Source organism: Xanthomonas campestris pv. phormiicola (assembly GCA_025666215.1).
In the GTDB taxonomy this organism is placed as follows: domain Bacteria; phylum Pseudomonadota; class Gammaproteobacteria; order Xanthomonadales; family Xanthomonadaceae; genus Xanthomonas_A; species Xanthomonas_A campestris_A.
In genome coordinates this window covers 3,987,750-4,003,208 of record CP102593.1, presented here as the reverse complement: position 1 = coordinate 4,003,208, position 15,459 = coordinate 3,987,750, and the positions used below count along the sequence as shown (strand labels likewise).

Annotated in this window: 13 protein-coding genes; 9 read left to right on the top strand and 4 right to left on the bottom strand. The window is 70.3% G+C overall.

The genetic code is table 11. The features are described 5' to 3' along the window. The first annotated feature begins 24 nt into the window (after positions 1-24). The 9 genes from NRY95_16730 (at position 25) to NRY95_16690 (ending at position 11,207) form a co-directional block, all read left to right on the top strand. Positions 25-2,178, top strand: a complete 2,154-nt coding sequence (locus NRY95_16730) for a S46 family peptidase (protein ID UYC15346.1) — start codon at positions 25-27, stop codon at positions 2,176-2,178. A gap of 182 nt (positions 2,179-2,360) precedes the next feature. Beyond that, positions 2,361-3,005: a histidine phosphatase family protein gene (locus tag NRY95_16725; protein UYC15345.1), complete on the top strand. Its 645-nt coding sequence runs from the start codon at positions 2,361-2,363 to the stop codon at positions 3,003-3,005. Between the two features lie 393 nt (positions 3,006-3,398). Then, positions 3,399-4,658, top strand: coding sequence for a bifunctional tetrahydrofolate synthase/dihydrofolate synthase (folC, locus tag NRY95_16720; GenBank protein ID UYC15344.1), 1,260 nt, complete (start codon positions 3,399-3,401; stop codon positions 4,656-4,658). Positions 4,659-4,727: 69 nt separating this feature from the next. Continuing rightward, entirely contained in the window at positions 4,728-5,771 is a 1,044-nt protein-coding gene (locus NRY95_16715; GenBank protein ID UYC15343.1) for an SPOR domain-containing protein, read from the top strand. A gap of 97 nt (positions 5,772-5,868) precedes the next feature. Continuing rightward, positions 5,869-6,636 (top strand): CvpA family protein, encoded by a 768-nt coding sequence (locus NRY95_16710; GenBank protein ID UYC15342.1) that lies wholly within the window; start codon positions 5,869-5,871, stop codon positions 6,634-6,636. A 28-nt stretch (positions 6,637-6,664) separates the two neighbouring features. Further along, entirely contained in the window at positions 6,665-8,131 is a 1,467-nt protein-coding gene (purF, locus tag NRY95_16705) for an amidophosphoribosyltransferase (GenBank protein UYC15341.1), read from the top strand. A gap of 22 nt (positions 8,132-8,153) precedes the next feature. Beyond that, positions 8,154-8,975, top strand: coding sequence for a ferritin-like domain-containing protein (locus tag NRY95_16700; protein ID UYC15340.1), 822 nt, complete (start codon positions 8,154-8,156; stop codon positions 8,973-8,975). A gap of 298 nt (positions 8,976-9,273) precedes the next feature. Continuing rightward, positions 9,274-10,518, top strand: coding sequence for a zinc-dependent metalloprotease (locus NRY95_16695; GenBank protein ID UYC15339.1), 1,245 nt, complete (start codon positions 9,274-9,276; stop codon positions 10,516-10,518). A gap of 173 nt (positions 10,519-10,691) precedes the next feature. Beyond that, positions 10,692-11,207: a hypothetical protein gene (locus tag NRY95_16690; protein UYC15338.1), complete on the top strand. Its 516-nt coding sequence runs from the start codon at positions 10,692-10,694 to the stop codon at positions 11,205-11,207. A 40-nt stretch (positions 11,208-11,247) separates the two neighbouring features. Here the strand turns inward: NRY95_16690 and lpxH are convergent, their stop codons facing one another. The 4 genes from lpxH to ppx all read right to left on the bottom strand — a co-directional run bounded on the left by lpxH (position 11,248) and on the right by ppx (position 15,404). Further along, the gene (lpxH, locus tag NRY95_16685; GenBank protein ID UYC15337.1) at positions 11,248-11,985 is read right to left on the bottom strand and encodes a UDP-2,3-diacylglucosamine diphosphatase; all 738 of its coding nucleotides are present in this window, start codon (positions 11,983-11,985) and stop codon (positions 11,248-11,250) included. Between the two features lie 100 nt (positions 11,986-12,085). Beyond that, positions 12,086-12,610 (bottom strand): phosphatase PAP2 family protein, encoded by a 525-nt coding sequence (locus NRY95_16680; protein ID UYC15336.1) that lies wholly within the window; start codon positions 12,608-12,610, stop codon positions 12,086-12,088. Further along, positions 12,594-13,727, bottom strand: coding sequence for a glycosyltransferase family 1 protein (locus NRY95_16675; GenBank protein ID UYC15335.1), 1,134 nt, complete (start codon positions 13,725-13,727; stop codon positions 12,594-12,596). Before NRY95_16675 ends, NRY95_16680 begins: the two co-directional genes overlap by 17 nt. Before the next feature lie 153 nt (positions 13,728-13,880). Further along, positions 13,881-15,404, bottom strand: coding sequence for an exopolyphosphatase (gene ppx / locus NRY95_16670; GenBank protein UYC15334.1), 1,524 nt, complete (start codon positions 15,402-15,404; stop codon positions 13,881-13,883). Positions 15,405-15,459 lie beyond the last annotated feature (55 nt).

Sequence of the window (15,459 nt, the reverse complement as noted above, 5' to 3'; positions counted from 1 at the left end):
GCCTGTCCCGAAGGAATCCATTCGATGCGCTCGAATCTGCTGGCTGTCGCCGTCGTCGCCACCCTGGCCTGTGCCCCGGCCGCCCATGCCGGCGAAGGCATGTGGGTGCCGCAGCAATTGCCGGAGATCGCCGGCCAACTGCAGCAGGCCGGGTTGAAGCTGTCGCCGCAGCAACTGGCCGACCTGACCGGCGATCCGATGGGCGCGGTGGTGTCGCTGGGCGGCTGCACTGCCAGCTTCGTGTCGCCGCAGGGCCTGGTGGTGACCAACCATCATTGCGCCTACGGCGCGATCCAGCTCAACTCCACGCCGCAGAAGAACCTGATCCGCGACGGTTTCAGCGCGGCCAGCAACGGCGCCGAGCTCAGCGCCGGGCCGAACGCGCGCATCTACGTGCTCGACCGCATCAGCGACGTCACCGAGCAGGCCAAGGCCGCGATGGCCGCCGCCGGCAGCGACGCGCTCAAGCGCACCCAGGCGCTGGAGGCGTTCGACAAGGCCCAGGTCGCGGCCTGCGAAGCCGAGGCCGGCTACCGCTGCGAGCTGTACAGCTTTTCCGGCGGCAATACCTACCGCCTGTTCCGTACCCTGGAGATCCGCGACGTGCGTCTGGCCTATGCGCCGCCGTCGGGCATCGGCAAGTTCGGCGGCGACGTCGACAATTGGATGTGGCCGCGCCACACCGGCGATTTCTCGTTCTACCGCGCCTATGTCGGCAAGGACGGCAAGCCGGCGGCCTACGCCAAGGACAACGTGCCGTACCAGCCCAGGCATTTCCTGAAATTCGCCGACCAGCCGCTGGGCGCCGGCGACTTCGTGATGGTGGCCGGCTATCCGGGGCGCACCAACCGTTACGCGCTGGCGTCCGAATTCCAGGACACCGCCGACTGGGCCTATCCCACCGCCGCGCGCCAGTACCGCGACCTGATCGGGCTGGTCGAGCAGGCCGGCAAGCAGGACCCGGACATCCAGGTGAAGTACGCGGCCACGATGGCCAGCTGGAACAACGTCGCCAAGAACTACGAAGGGCAGCTGGAAGGCTTCAAGCGCATCGACGCGGCCGCGCAGAAGCAGGCCGAGGAACGCGCGGTGCTGGCCTGGCTCAAGCGCCAGGGCCGCGACGGCCGTGCCGCGCTGCAGGCGCATGCGCAGCTGCTGGCGCTGGACGAGCAGGCCAAGGCCACCCGCGACCGCGATTTGATCCTGCGCCAGATGCGCCGTACCGGCGTGCTCGGCAGCGCGGTGTCGCTGTACCGCCTGGCGATCGAGCGCGCCAAGCCCGACGCCGAGCGCGAACCCGGCTACCAGGAGCGCGACCTGCCGGAGATCGAGGGCGCGCAGAAGCAGATGGAGCGCCGCTACGTCGCCGCGATGGACAGCCAGCTGCAGCGCTACTGGTTCGAGCAGTACCTGAAGCTGCCGAAGGCGCAGCGGCTGCCGGCGCTGGACCAGTGGCTGGCCGGCGCCGATGCGCAGGCCGCCGCGGCGCGGCTGGCCGGCACCAAGCTGGGCAGCACCGAGGAACGCCTGAAGTGGTTGCGCGCCGACCGCGCCGCGTTCGAATCCAGCGCCGACCCGGCGCTGCGCTATGCGGTGGCGCTGATGCCGGCGCTGCTGCAGATCGAGCGCGAGGAGAAGCGCCGCGAAGGCGAGGAACTGCTGGCGCGTCCGCGTTACCTGCAGGCGCTGGCCGACTACAGGAAGAGCCAGGGCGAATCGGTGTACCCGGACGCCAACTCCTCGTTGCGCATCACCTTCGGCAACGTCAAGGGCTACACGCCCAAGGACGGCGTGGCCTACACCCCGTTCACCACGCTGGAAGGCGTGCTGGCCAAGGACACCGGCGCCGACCCGTTCGATTCGCCCAAGGCCCTGCTCGATGCGGCCAAGGCCAAGCGCTACGGCGGGCTGGAGGACAAGCGGCTGGGTTCGGTGCCGGTCGATTTCCTGTCCGACCTGGACATCACCGGCGGCAACTCCGGCTCGCCGGTGCTCGATGCGCAGGGCAAGCTGGTCGGGCTGGCGTTCGACGGCAACTGGGAGTCGGTGAGCTCCAACTGGGTGTTCGACCCGGCCATGACCCGGATGATCGCGGTCGATACGCGTTATCTGCACTGGATCATGCAGGAAGTGGCGCCGGCGCCGCGGCTGCTGAAGGAGCTGAACCTGAAGCAGTAACCGCATCGCGCGGGGGCGACACGCGACCGTCGCCACCGCGCGGCCTGCCCGCCGCTAAACGGCGACGGTTGCGGCGGCGGAGCGGGAGGCGGTTCGGGGGTTTCCGGCGACGGAGCAGGTATCATGCCGCTCCGTTTTCGCTCGCGAGACGGGAACCTCTCCCCCCAACGGAATTCCAGCGCATGCGCATCCTGCTCGCTCGTCACGGCGAAACCCCGTGGAACGCCGAAGGCCGCTACCAGGGCCAGATCGACATCGCGTTGTCGCCGGTCGGCGAGGCGCAGGCGCAGGCGCTGGGCGCGCGTTTGCGCGAGGTGCCGCTGACCCGCGCGGTGGCCTCGCCGCTGTCGCGCGCGCAGAGCACCGCCCGCTACGCGCTGGGCGCGCAGCGCGAGGCGATGCTGCTGACCGATCCGGACCTGCAGGAGATCGCGCACGGCGAATGGGAAGGCCTGCTCGCCAGCGAGATCAACGACAAGGATCCGGCACGCCTGCGCGCCTGGCGCGAGGAGCCGGACACGGTGCTGATGCCGGGGGGCGAGTCGCTGCGGCAGGTGCTGGACCGTTCCTGGCGCGGCCTGACCCGCGCCGCCGAGGGTCTGGGCGAGGAGGACACCTTGCTGGTGGTGGCGCACGATGCGGTCAACCGGGTGATCCTGTGCCGGGTACTGGGCCTGCCGATCGCCAAGCTGTGGAGCTTCCGCCAGGCGCCGACCACGCTGAACCTGCTGGAAGGCCCGGACGTCGAGCACCTGGAAGTGGTGCGCCTGAACGATTGCGCGCACCACACGCCGTTCTTCGGCGAGGCCAAGCACCGGGCGCTGTAGGCGGCGAAATCCGTAAGTTTGGATAGCGGCTCCGAGTCCTGACCCAGTGCACGTTTTTGCCTTTGCTTCGCTTTTCGGGTCCCGTCAGACGCGGCACGTGGCATGGGCGAATACCCCGAAGGGGCGGCGCGCACGAGGCGCGCCGTTTTTCGCAGGCACATGGATGTGCCTGCGAAAAATGCCCATGCCACGTGCGCACCCGGAGCGCGAAGCGCGGAGGGCGCGGCGCCCGGGTGTGCTTTCTTTTGGTTACTTTGATCAGCCTTTGGCTGCTGTAAAGCGCTTCTTTGCACAAGCAAAGAAAAGTGACTCGCGCGTCAGCGCGAAAGCTGTTGCTTCCAAGAGGTGGGCGGGTGATCGAACGCGCCTCGTCGAAAGGCTGAAAATACACAGATGAAAACCCTTCCCGAATGGCTCGCCTACATCGAGCAGCAACACCCGCAGGACATCGCGATGGGCCTGGAGCGCGTGCGCGCGGTGTCCGCGCGCATGGGCCTGGCCCGGCCGGCGAAGAAGGTCGTCACCGTCGGCGGCACCAACGGCAAGGGCTCGACCGTGGCCTTCGTCGAGGCGATCGCGCGCGCCGGCGGCTGGACCGTCGGCAGCTATACCTCGCCGCACCTGCTGCGCTACAACGAGCGCGTGCGCATCGGCGGGCAGGAGGCCGGCGACGCGCAGCTGGTGGCCGGCTTCGAGGCGGTGGAGGTCGCGCGCGGCGACACCCCGCTGACTTATTTCGAATACGGCACGCTGGCGGCGCTGTGGCTGTTCCAGCAGGCCGAGCTGGACCTGGCGGTGCTGGAAGTGGGCCTGGGTGGGCGCCTGGATGCGGTGAACCTGGTCGATGCCGACGTGGCGGTGATCACCACCGTCGACATCGACCACACCGACTGGCTGGGGTCGGACCGCGAAGCGATCGGCGCGGAGAAGGCCGGCATCGCGCGGCCGTGGAAACCGCTGGTGCTGGGCGAGATCGATCCGCCGTCGAGCGTGCTGCGCCGCGCCTATGCGATCGGCGCCAACGCGATCCGTGCCGGCAGCGATTTCTTCCATGAGCCGATCGATGCCGACCAGTGGCGCTGGCGCGACGTCGGTACCGAGCTGGAACTGCCGTTGCCGCAGCTGCGCGCGCCGGTGCAGCGCGCCAACGCCGCCACCGCCATTGCCGCCTTGCGCGCGCTGCGCAAGGCCTTGCCGCGCACCGCCTATGCCGAGGGCATCGCCGCCGCGCAGCTGCGCGGGCGGCTGCAGCCGTTCGTGCGCGACGGCGTCGAGGTGCTGGTCGATGTCGGCCACAACCCGCAGGCGGCGCGCGAACTGGCCGCGGCGCTGCAGGCGCAGCCCTGCAGCGGCGCCACCCGCGCGGTGTTCGCCGCCCTGGCCGACAAGGACGCGGCCGGCGTGGTGCAGGCGCTGGCCGGGCAGGTCGAGGCCTGGCATCTGGCCGGGCTGTCCGGCGCGCGCGGCCAGAGCGGCGCGCAGTTGCAGGCGCGCCTGGCCAGTACCGACGCGGCCGCAGGCGTGGTCGCCGATAACGTGGAGCAGGCGCTGCAGCAGGCCCTGGCGCAGGCGCGGCCGGGCGACCGGGTACTGGTGTTCGGCTCGTTCCACACCGCGGCCGAGGCCTTGCATTGGCTGCATTCAGCCGGCTGACCCCGCCGGCAGCCGGCCCGACCTTATAATCGCTGCGGCACTCCGCCATGCCGCCCCCTCAAGCTTTCCGTGGATACCGTCCTGAAACAGCGACTGATTGGCGCCCTTGTCCTGGTGGCGCTCGCCGTGATCTTCCTGCCGATGCTGGTCAAGGGCCCTGCGCCCGACAGCGGCGTCGCCAATGTTCCGCTGAAGGCCCCGGATGCTCCGGCCGACGGCCAGTTCCAGACCCGCGAACTGCCGCTGGTGACGCCGGGCGACACGCCCAGCGGCGGTGCCGTGGGCATGGCCAGCGCGCCCGCCGCGGCGCCGGCGCCGGTGCAGGACAACCCCGATGCCGCCGACCTGGCCACGCCGGCCGCGGCTGGCAGCGCCGCCGCGCAGCCGTTGCCGCCGACCGCGGCCGCCGGCAACTACGCGGTCAATTTCGGCGCCTACTCCAGCCCGGCGGACGCCGATGCGGTGATCGCGCGGCTCAAGCAGGCGCAGTTGCCCGGCTTCCGCGAGACCGCCACGATCGGCGGGCGCCAGGCCTGGCGCGTGCGCATCGGCCCGTATGCCGACCGCGCCCAGGCCGAATCGGTGCGCCTGCAGGCGGTGAAGGTGCGCAACGACGTCAATGCGCAGGTGGTGACCCTGGACGCGCCGAGCACGTCCTCGGTGGCGGCCGCGACGCCGGCGGCCAGCGCGGCGCCGGCCAGGACCGACACCCTGCCGCCGGAGCCGGCCAAGCCGGTGGCCGTGGCCAAGCCGCCCGTCGCAGCGGCGCCCAAGCCGGAACCGGCCAAGCCCGAGCCGGCCAAGCCGGCGGCGACGCCGGCCCCGGTCGCCGCGGCCAAGCCCGCCCCGAGCGTGCCGAGCGTGCCGGCCGCGTCCGGTACCGGCTTTGCCGTGCAGCTGGGCGCCTTCGCCAAGGCCGAGGACGCCAACGCCTTGCGCGACAAGGTCCGCGCCGCCGGCTTCAGCGCCTTCGTCGAGCAGGTGCGTACCGACAAGGGCGCCTTGAACCGGGTGCGGGTCGGCCCGGTCGCCAATCGCGCCGACGCCGAGCAGCTGCGCGCGCAGGTCGCCTCCAAGGTCGGCATCAGCGGTATGGTACGTCCACACCCTTGAACCGGGCTTCGGCCCACGGAGTCGCAAGCATGGACCAGGGAAGGGAACCGCGGCGCGCTGCCGCCGCCATGGCGCGGCCCGGCCGCAGGAGACGCGCATGATCGATATGGTGCTGCTGGCGGTGATCCTGGTCTCGGCGCTGCTTGGCGCCCTGCGCGGCTTCGTCGGCATCGTGGTCGGCACGCTGTCGTGGCTGCTGTCCGGCTGGGCCACCTTCCAGTTCGGCGGCGACGCCGGGCGCTGGCTGGCCGACGGCGCGCATCCGAGCATGACCTACTATCTGGGCGGCTATGCGCTGACCTTCGTGGTGACGATGGCGGTGGTCGGCATCATCGGCATGGTGATCCGCAGCGCGGTGCGCGCCACCGCGCTGTCCGGCACCGACCGCGCGCTCGGCTTCGGCCTGGGCACGCTGCGCGGCGGCTTCTTCGCCGCGGTGCTGGTGCTGCTGATGAGCTTCACCCCGCTGACCCGCGAACCGGCCTGGCGCCAGTCGGTGGTGCTGCCGGTACTGAACCCCGGCGTGCACTGGATGCGCGCGCAGTTGCCGGACTGGCGCATGCCGCAGCTGCCGGACCTGAACATGTCGCAGATGAACCTGCAGCAGATGAACCTGCAACAGATGGATTTGGGCAAGTTGCCCGCGGCAGGCGATAATGCGGTCCTGGGCAACGCCTTGTCGGCCAGCGGCCTGCAGGACGTGATGTCCAAGGCCCTGGGGCGTCCGGGTGCCCAATCCGCGCAGCCCGGCGCCGATCCGACGCAGGTCCTGCCTGCGAACATCGATCCGGCGCAGGCGCGTCCTGCAGCAAACGACCCGGCACGGGTCGAATCCAACGGCCAGGCACGGCCACCTTCCCAATAGCGGCGCAGTCGCCGCGGAGAGCGTTCACATGTGTGGCATCGTCGGAATCGTCGGCAATCAGAATGTCGCGGCGCAACTGTATGACGGCCTGGCCGTGCTGCAGCACCGCGGGCAGGATGCCGCAGGCATCGCCACCGCCGATGGCACCCGCCTGCGCGTGCAGAAGGCCAATGGCCTGGTCCGCGACGTCTTCGACGAGAAGCGCATGGCGGTGCTGGAAGGCCGGGTGGGCATCGCCCATTGCCGCTATCCCACCGCCGGCTCGGAAGGCATGGACGAGGCGCAGCCGTTCTACGTCAATTCGCCCTACGGCATCGCGCTGGCGCACAACGGCAACCTGATCAACACCGAGGCGTTGCGCCAGCAGGTGTTCGAGGCCGACCGGCGCAACATCAACACCGATTCGGACAGCGAAGTGCTGCTGAACGTGTTCGCCTACGAGCTGGACGCGCAGCGCATGCTGACCCCGGAGGCGGCGATCCGCGCGGTGGCCGGCGTGCACCGTCGCTGCAAGGGCGGCTACGCGGTGGTCAGCGTGGTGCTGGGCCTGGGCCTGGTGGCGTTCCGCGACCCGCACGGCATCCGTCCGCTGGTGCTGGGCAAGCGCGAGGGCGTGGAAGGCGACGAGTACATCGTCGCCTCCGAGTCCTCGGCGCTGGACATCCTCGGCTTCACCCGCCTGCGCGACGTGCGCCCGGGCGAGGCGCTGGTGATCACCGGCCGCGGCGAGCTGTTCTCCGAGGTCTGCGCCTCGCCCACCGACCACACCCCGTGCATCTTCGAGTACGTGTACTTCGCGCGCCCGGACTCGATGATCGACAACGTCTCGGTGCACAAGGCGCGCATGCGCATGGGCATGAAGCTGGGCGAGAAGATCCTGCGCCTGCGCCCGGACCACGACATCGACACCATCATCCCGATCCCGGACACCTCGCGCGACGCCGCGCTGGAGATGTCCAACGTGCTCGGGGTGAAGTACCGCGAGGGCTTCGTCAAGAACCGCTACGTCGGCCGCACCTTCATCATGCCGGGGCAGGTCGAGCGGGTGAAGTCGGTACGCCGCAAGCTCAATCCGATCCACCTGGAATTCCGCAACCGGGTGGTGCTGCTGGTGGACGATTCGATCGTGCGCGGCACAACCAGCCGGCAGATCGTGCAGATGGCGCGCGAGGCCGGCGCGCGCAAGGTCTACCTGGCCAGCGCCGCGCCGCCGGTGCGCTATCCGAACATCTACGGCATCGACATGCCGGCCGCCGACGAACTGATCGCGCATGGCCGCAGCGAGCAGGAGATCCAGGAATTCCTCGGCTGCGACTGGCTGATCTACCAGGACCTGGAAGATCTGGAGACCGCGGTGCGCGAGGGCAACCCGGAACTGAAGACCTTCGATTCCTCGTGCTTCAACGGCGAATACACCACCGGCATCGAGCCGGGCTACTTCGAGCGCATCATGCAGCTGCGTTCGGACGAAGCGAAGAAGAAGCGCCGCGCCTGACGCGGTGTTGCGTGGCGCACCGATGCACGACGCGCACGCCGGCGGGGATCTGCTGCAAGCGGCGCGGCTGTGCCTGGCCGCCAGCGCGCCCGAGGACAAGGTCGCCCTGACCCAGCGCTACGCCGCCGCGTTCGCTGCCGGCGCGCTGCGCGTGCCGGCGGATGCCGCCGAGCCCGAACCGATCCGCATGCCGGGCCGCCCGCCGCGGCCGTTGCTGGTGCATCCGCGCGACCTGCCGCGGCGCGGACTGGGCAGTGCCGAGGGCCGCGCCGCCTTCCTTCATGCGATCGCGCACATCGAGCTCAACGCGATCGACCTGGCCTGGGATGCGGTGTACCGCTTCCGCGGGTTGCCCGACGCGTTCTACGCCGACTGGGTGGCGGTGGCCGCCGACGAATCGCGCCATTTCGCGCTGCTGCGCGACCGGCTGCGTGCGCTGGGCCACGACTACGGCGATTTCGCCGCGCACAACGGGCTGTGGGAGATGTGCGAGAAGACCGCGCACGACGGCCTGGCGCGCATGGCCCTGGTGCCGCGCGTGCTGGAGGCGCGCGGGCTGGACGTGACCCCGGGCATGATCGTGAAGCTGCGCGCGCTCGACGACGCCGCCACGGTCGAGATCCTGGAATTGATCCTGCGCGAGGAAGTGGCGCATGTCGCCGCCGGCTCGCGCTGGTACCGCTGGTATTGCGCGCGCGCCGGCATCGAGCCGCGCGCCCGTTTCGCCGAGCTGCTGCGCGAATACGCCGGCGGCTACCTGCACGGCCCGTTCAACCTGCCGGCGCGGCTGCTGGCCGGTTTCGACGAGGACGAACTGCTGGCCTTGCAGCGCCAGGCCGGCTGAGGCCGCGCTGCCGACGCGGCGAAGCGGCCGACTCCATCGCGCAGGCCGGCGCGGGGCGGTGCTCCAAATGGTCGTCGTTGACCTGCGTCGCGGCCAGGCGCGCGCTGTGAAGGCGTCGCGTGGATGGCGATCACGGCGCTAACTGGAATGGCCATCTCTGAGTGCGAACACGATGGATTTTGTTGCTTGCGCTGAACGCTGGCTGAGCGGCTAATCGGAATCCCCCGTGCGCTGTGCCCGACGCCTGCTGCGCGAGGGACGACGCTCCGTCTCTTCTCACCACCCCTGGGAGTACGACATGAAGTCGATGTGCTGCCTTACCGCGATGCTTGCCCTGTGTGTCGCCGGTTCCGCCTCCGCGGCCGGAAAACCCCTGTTCCAGAGCAGCCAGTACATTTCCAAGTCCATCCCCGGCGAGCCCGCATTGAGCCGGGTGCTGGCCAATCCGTCCACCGGCGCGGTGCAGAGCGTACGCGTGGACGCCGCCGCGGTGGATGCCACCCAGGCGCAGCTGGAGCTGGACCTGCTGGGCCAGCGCGTCACCGCCACGCAGACCAGGACCGAACAGTTGGAAGGCGGCAACAGCATCTGGTACGGCAATCTCGGCAACGCGGCCGCGGCCAAGGCGCGCACGCGCTCCGGCCTGGATCCGCTGAACTCGGCGATCCTGGTGCGCAGCGGCGACACCATCACCGGCAGCATCCGCAGCAACGGCACGCTGTTCCACCTGCGTCCGATCGTCGGCGGCGGCCACGTGCTGGTCGAGGTCGACGAAAGCCGCATGCCCGCCGAGCATCCGGCCGAGTACGCGCTGCTGCCGATCATCCAGATGCCGCAGGCCGTGGCCGACGACCGCGCCACCATCGCGTCCCCGTCCGCCGGTGCGACCGCGACCATCCGCGTGCTGGTGGTGGCCACCAACCAGGCGGTGACCAGCTACGGCGGCAACATGCAGTCGCTGGTGCAGCTGGCGGTCGCCGAGTCCAACCAGGGCTATGTCAACAGCAATGTCGGCATCAACATGGTGCTCGCCGGCTATCAGACCACCAGCTACACCGAGTCGGGCAACTTCACCACCGACCTGACCCGCTTCCGCGGCACCAGCGACGGCTACATGGACAGCATCCACACCACGCGCAACAGCGTGGCCGCCGACGTCGGCGTGCTGATCATCGACAACAGCAGCTACTGCGGCCTGGCCTCGGGGATCGGTTCGACCGCCGCTACCGCGTTCGCCGCGGTGTACTGGGATTGCGCCACCGGCTACTACAGCTTCGCCCACGAGATCGGCCATCTGCAGAGCGCGCGCCACGACATCGCCACCGATTCCAGCACCACGCCATACGCCTACGGCCACGGTTACCGCTACGGCAACAACTGGCGCACGATCATGGCCTACGACTGCCCCGTCAGCTGTCCGCGCCTGAACTACTGGTCCAACCCGAACATTTCCTACGGCGGCGTGCCGATGGGCAATGCCCTCACCGCGGACAACCAGCACGTGCTGGTCAACACCAAGGCGACGGTCGCCGCGTTCCGCTGAGGTAGCAGTTCCAGGGGCGCTCCGGTGCAGGCCGCGCCAGGCCTGCGCCGGACTGCCACGCTTGCCGATCCTGCAGGCCGGCCGGACGCCGCGGCGTCCGGCTTCGGCTATGCTGCGCGACGACGCGTCCGGCATGGCCGGGCGTGTACCGCTCATTACTCCTGGAATCGGCGATGGTGTTGAAGAGCATGGGCGTGCCAGCCGCCTTGGCGCTGGCGATGTTGAGCGTGGGCTGCGGCCCGGCGGCGGATCCGCCGGCCGCACCGCCGCAGGCGCCGGCGGCCGCTGCGGCCCCCGCGGCCGCACCCGCCACGGGCGATGCGCCTGCGGCGGCGTTCGACCAAACCCGCGCGTTGGACATGCTGGAGACGCGGCTGGCGGCCGACCATGTCTACGCCGATGCGCAGTGCCTGCAATACGCCGCCGAGACCGATGCCGAACCCGCGGTCGATGACGCCAGTGCAGCGCCGTCAGCGACCACCGAACCCGCTAGCGCCGCATCGGCTGCGATCGATTTCGCGGTGCGCGAGAAGCACGGCGACGGCTGTCCGGGCGATCCGCAGACCGCACCGGTCCGGGACCGCTACCGGGTCGAACGCTCCGGCGCGATCCTGTGGTACGACGTGGCCGAGGGCGATTTCGTCGGCTATGCGCAACGTGCGCGCGACAACGCCGGCGGCATGCTGTAACCGTCGCGGGTTCCGCGCGCGCGTTTCCCGCCGCTGCCGATTACAGCTGCTGCAGCCGGCAACCCTGCGCATCCACGCGCAGCACCGAACCCTGTTCGTACCAGTCGCCTAGCACGATGCGGGTGCAGCTGCGGCCGTTGGCGTCCAGCGTGTGCACCGCGGGGCGGTGGGTATGGCCATGGATCATCCGCGCCACGCCGTAGCGCGCGAAGCTGGCCACGACCTCGTCCGGCGCCACGTCGGTGACGGTTTCGAACTGGGCGCGGTCGCCTTGCTTCATTTCCGCCTGCCGCGCCTGGCTGGCGGCGCGCGCCTGCTGCGCATAGGCGATGCGCGCGGCCAGCGGCTGCGCCAGGAACTGCTGCTGGAACGCCGGGTCGCGGGTCTGCGCGCGGAACGCCTGGTAGGCGGTGTCGTCGGTGCACAGCAGGTCGCCGTGCAGCAGCAGTGTCGGCTCGGCGTACAGGTCGATCACGCACGGATCCGGCAGCAGGCGCATGCCGGCGCGGCGCGCATAGTCGGTGCCGAGCAGGAAATCGCGGTTGCCGTGCATGAACAACACCGGCACCCCGGCGTCGCTCAGCGCGCGCAGCTCCAGCGCCACCGCGTCGGCCGTTTCCGACGGCGTGTCGTCGCCGATCCAGGCCTCGAACAGGTCGCCGAGGATGTACAGCGCCTCGGCAGCGCGCGCTTCGCCGCGCAGGAAGTCCAGAAACAGGTCGGTGATCGCCGGCCGGGCCGGATCCAGATGCAGGTCGGAAATGAACAGCGTGGTCATTGCCGCATTGTAATGGAGCCGGAAATGGAGAATGGGGAATCGGGAATGGAAAAGGCGCCGGCTCTGCCCATTCCCTATTTCCGGTTCTCCATTCCCAGCCTCAAACCACCCACAGCGACACCCCGGCCAGCAGCGCGCCGATCGCGGTGGCGGCGAGCACGTCGCTGGGGTAGTGCAGGCCCAGCACCACCCGCGACAGCGCCACGCAGGCGATGAAGGGGATCAGCAGCGGCGCCAGCCACGGGTAGTAGGCCAGGGCGACGATGCCGAACGACACTGCATGCAGGGTGTGCCCGGACGGGAAGCTGAACTCGTCCAGCGGCGCCACCCAGGCGCGGATGCGCAGGTCGGCCGCGTACGGGCGCGGGCGCCGGGTCCAGCGCTTCAGGCCCTTGTACAGGCTCAGCGCGACCACGCCGGTGGCGGCCATGTGCGCGGAGGCGAACACGCCGCCCATGCCGTCGCAGACCACCAGCAAGGTCATCAGCGCGTACCAGAACACGCCGTCGCCGAGGCGGCTGATCAGCGCGAAGAAGCGCCGCACCGAGCGCCGCCGGCACCAGTGGTTGGCTTGCCGGCACCAGCGGGTTTCGTGCCCGCGCAGAATCTCAAGCCGCGTCGACATGGGGCCTCCTGCTGTACGCCAGTTCGGCGAGAAGGGCTTCGAAATCGGCCACGACCTGTTCCGGGCGCAGCTGCTGCATCGCCGTGCAGGCGGCCTCGCCCAGCTGCCGGCGCAGGGCGTCGTCGCCGGCCAGGCGTACCGCCGCGGCGACGAAGCCGTCGTCGTCGGCCACCGCCGCGCCGTTGATGCCGTCGCGCAGGTATTCGCGCGCCGCGCCGTAGTCGAAGGCGACCGTGGCCACGCCGCTGGCCATCGCTTCCAGGGTCACGTTGCCGAAGGTCTCGCTGCGGCTGGGGAACAGGAACAGGTCGCCGCTGGCGAAGTGCCGCGCCAGCGCGTCGCCGCGCTGCACGCCGCAGAAGATGAAGTCGGGGTTTTCCTGCGCCAGGCGCTCGCGCATCGGGCCGTCGCCGACCCAGACGAAGCGCGCCTCCGGCCGCACCCGCTGCAGTTGGCGGAACGCGCGCACCGCCAGCGGCAGGTTCTTCTCCGAGGCGATGCGGCCGACGTACAGCGCCGCGCAACCGTCCGCCTCCAGGCCCCACTCGCGGCGCAGTTGCGCATCGCGGCGTTGCGGTTCGAACTGGCGGTTGTCCACCGCGCGCGCCAGCAGGCGTGCGCGCTCGAAGCCTTGCCCGGCGAGGAAGCCGAGCAGTTCGCGGGTCGGCACCAGGGTGGCGTCGGCCTGGTTGTGGAAGCGCCGCATCCAGCGCAGCGCGGTCGACTGCAGCCAGGCGGCGCCGTACTGGGGCAGGTATTCGTCGAAGCGGGTGTGCAGGCCGGTGGCGATCGGGATGCCCAGGCGCCGCGCGGTGCGCAGCGCCGACCAGCCGAGCGGGCCTTCGGTGGCGATGTAGACCGCGTCCGGCGGCGTGGCCTGCCACAGCCGGGCCAGGCGCCGCGGCGCGGGCAGGCCGAACTTCAGGCCGGGATAGCGCGGCAGCGCCGCGCCGCGCACCAGCAGCGCATCGTCGTCGTGCCCATCGCCGACCTGGCGCGGGCGCACCACGTCGACCTGATGGCCGAGCGCACGCAATCCCAGTTCCAGCCCCTGCACGGTCAGCGCGACGCCGTTGACCTCAGGGGGGTACGTCTCGGTGACGATCGCGTAGCGCATGCTTCAGGCTCCGGTTTGCCAAAGCTTCGCGCGAGGCGGTGAAGCCAACATGTCCGCCGCATGTAGGAATGATGACGCCGGCCCAGGACGTTTAGCCGCGCTCCAGTTAGAGGGCGCTGCGACTCCCCAATCCCCAATCCCCAATCCCGGCCTTCAAGCCACGAATGGCCGGAAATTGATCCCCAATCCCGCCATGCCCTCGACCTCGCCGATCAGGTCGGCGCGCTGCAGCGGCCGCGATTCGATCCACGGCTGCGACAGGATCAGGTGCAGGTCGTCGCCGCTGGCCTTCAGGTCCAGCGACGGGATCGGCTCGGATTCGTGGGCGCGATGCAGCAGCACCGCCAGCCGCAGCAGCGCGGCCTTGCGCTTGGCGCCGAGCAGCAGGCGGTCGGGCAGGGCGTCGAACGCGGTCTTGGGCACGTTGCGGCGATGGGTGCGCACCAGCGTCGCCAGCACCTGCTGCTCCTGCCGCGAGAAACCGGCGATGTCGGAGTGTTCGAGCACGTAGGCGCCGTGCACGTGGTACTGGCTGTGCGCGATGGCCTGGCCCAACTCGTGCAGGCGCGCGGCCCAGCCGAGCATGCGTTCGTCGTCGGCGTCCAGCGCCCAATCGGTGGCGACCTGCGCGAACAGCGCCATCGCGGTGGCCTCCACGCGCGCGGCCTGCGCCTCGTCGATGCCGTAGCGCTGGGTGAGCGCGACGATCGCGGTCTCGCGCGGATCGTTCTCGCCGCCGCGGCCGAGCATGTCGTACAGGATGCCTTCGCGCATGGCCGCCTTGCTGACCATCAGGCGCTGCAGGCCCAGGGCCTGGAACGCGGCTTCCAGCACCAGCACGCCGCCGGCGATGATCGGCCGACGGTCGGCGGACAGGCCGGGCAGGTCGATGTCCTCGATGCGCTTGGCCAGCAGCAGGCGTTCGCGCAGCAGCGGCAGCGCCTCGGCGGTGATCGCGCCCTTGGTCAGCTTCATCGCCGCGCAGATCTCGCCGATCGCCTTGTGCGTGCCCGACGAGCCCAGCGCCTCGTCCCAGCCCAGCGTGCGGTACAGCCCGGCGAACTGCTGGAACTCGGCGCCGATCTCGGTCAGCGCGTCCTTCCATTTCTTCTTCGATAGCTTGCCGCCGGGGAAGAAGCGCCGCGTGCTGGCGATGCAGCCGGCCTGCAGGCTTTCGCGCTCCAGGGTCTGGAAACCGCGGCCGATGATGAATTCGGTGGAGCCGCCGCCGATGTCGATCACCAGCCGGCGCTGGTCCGGCTTGGGCGGCTGCGCATGCGCCACGCCCAGGTAGATCAGGCGCGCTTCCTCGCGGCCGCTGACCACTTCGATCGGATGGCCGAGCGCGGTTTCGCCGGGAATCAGGAACGCCTGCGGCGAGCGCAGCTGGCGCACGGTGTTGGTGGCCAGCGCGCGCACGTGCAGCGACGGCACGTCGCGGATGCGCTGGCCGAAGCGCGCCAGGCATTCCAGCGCGCGCTGCCGCGCTTCGGCCGACAGCCCGCCCTTGTTGTCCAGTCCATCGGCCATGCGCACGGTTTCGCGCAGGCGGTCCACCACCCGCAGCTGCCCGAGCTGATACCGCGCCACGACCATGTGGAAACTGTTGGAACCCAGGTCGATGGCGGCCAGCAGGTCGCCATCGCGCAACGGCGTGTACGGGGAGTTGGAAGGCATGGGCGGAATGGTAGCCGATGCACGGCGGCTGCCGTCCATCGGCGCGCAGGTGGCG

Bases quoted from the DNA above. Each gene is read 5' to 3' on its own strand.
- NRY95_16730 (UYC15346.1), top strand. From the start codon at position 25: ATGCGCTCGAATCTGCTGGCTGTCGCCGTCGTCGCCACCCTGGCCTGT.
- NRY95_16725 (UYC15345.1), top strand. From the start codon at position 2,361: ATGCGCATCCTGCTCGCTCGTCACGGCGAAACCCCGTGGAACGCCGAA.
- folC (UYC15344.1), top strand. From the start codon at position 3,399: ATGAAAACCCTTCCCGAATGGCTCGCCTACATCGAGCAGCAACACCCG.
- NRY95_16710 (UYC15342.1), top strand. From the start codon at position 5,869: ATGATCGATATGGTGCTGCTGGCGGTGATCCTGGTCTCGGCGCTGCTT.
- purF (UYC15341.1), top strand. From the start codon at position 6,665: ATGTGTGGCATCGTCGGAATCGTCGGCAATCAGAATGTCGCGGCGCAA.
- NRY95_16700 (UYC15340.1), top strand. From the start codon at position 8,154: ATGCACGACGCGCACGCCGGCGGGGATCTGCTGCAAGCGGCGCGGCTG.
- NRY95_16695 (UYC15339.1), top strand. From the start codon at position 9,274: ATGAAGTCGATGTGCTGCCTTACCGCGATGCTTGCCCTGTGTGTCGCC.
- NRY95_16690 (UYC15338.1), top strand. From the start codon at position 10,692: ATGGTGTTGAAGAGCATGGGCGTGCCAGCCGCCTTGGCGCTGGCGATG.
- lpxH (UYC15337.1), bottom strand. From the start codon at position 11,985: ATGACCACGCTGTTCATTTCCGACCTGCATCTGGATCCGGCCCGGCCG.
- NRY95_16680 (UYC15336.1), bottom strand. From the start codon at position 12,610: ATGTCGACGCGGCTTGAGATTCTGCGCGGGCACGAAACCCGCTGGTGC.
- NRY95_16675 (UYC15335.1), bottom strand. From the start codon at position 13,727: ATGCGCTACGCGATCGTCACCGAGACGTACCCCCCTGAGGTCAACGGC.
- ppx (UYC15334.1), bottom strand. From the start codon at position 15,404: ATGCCTTCCAACTCCCCGTACACGCCGTTGCGCGATGGCGACCTGCTG.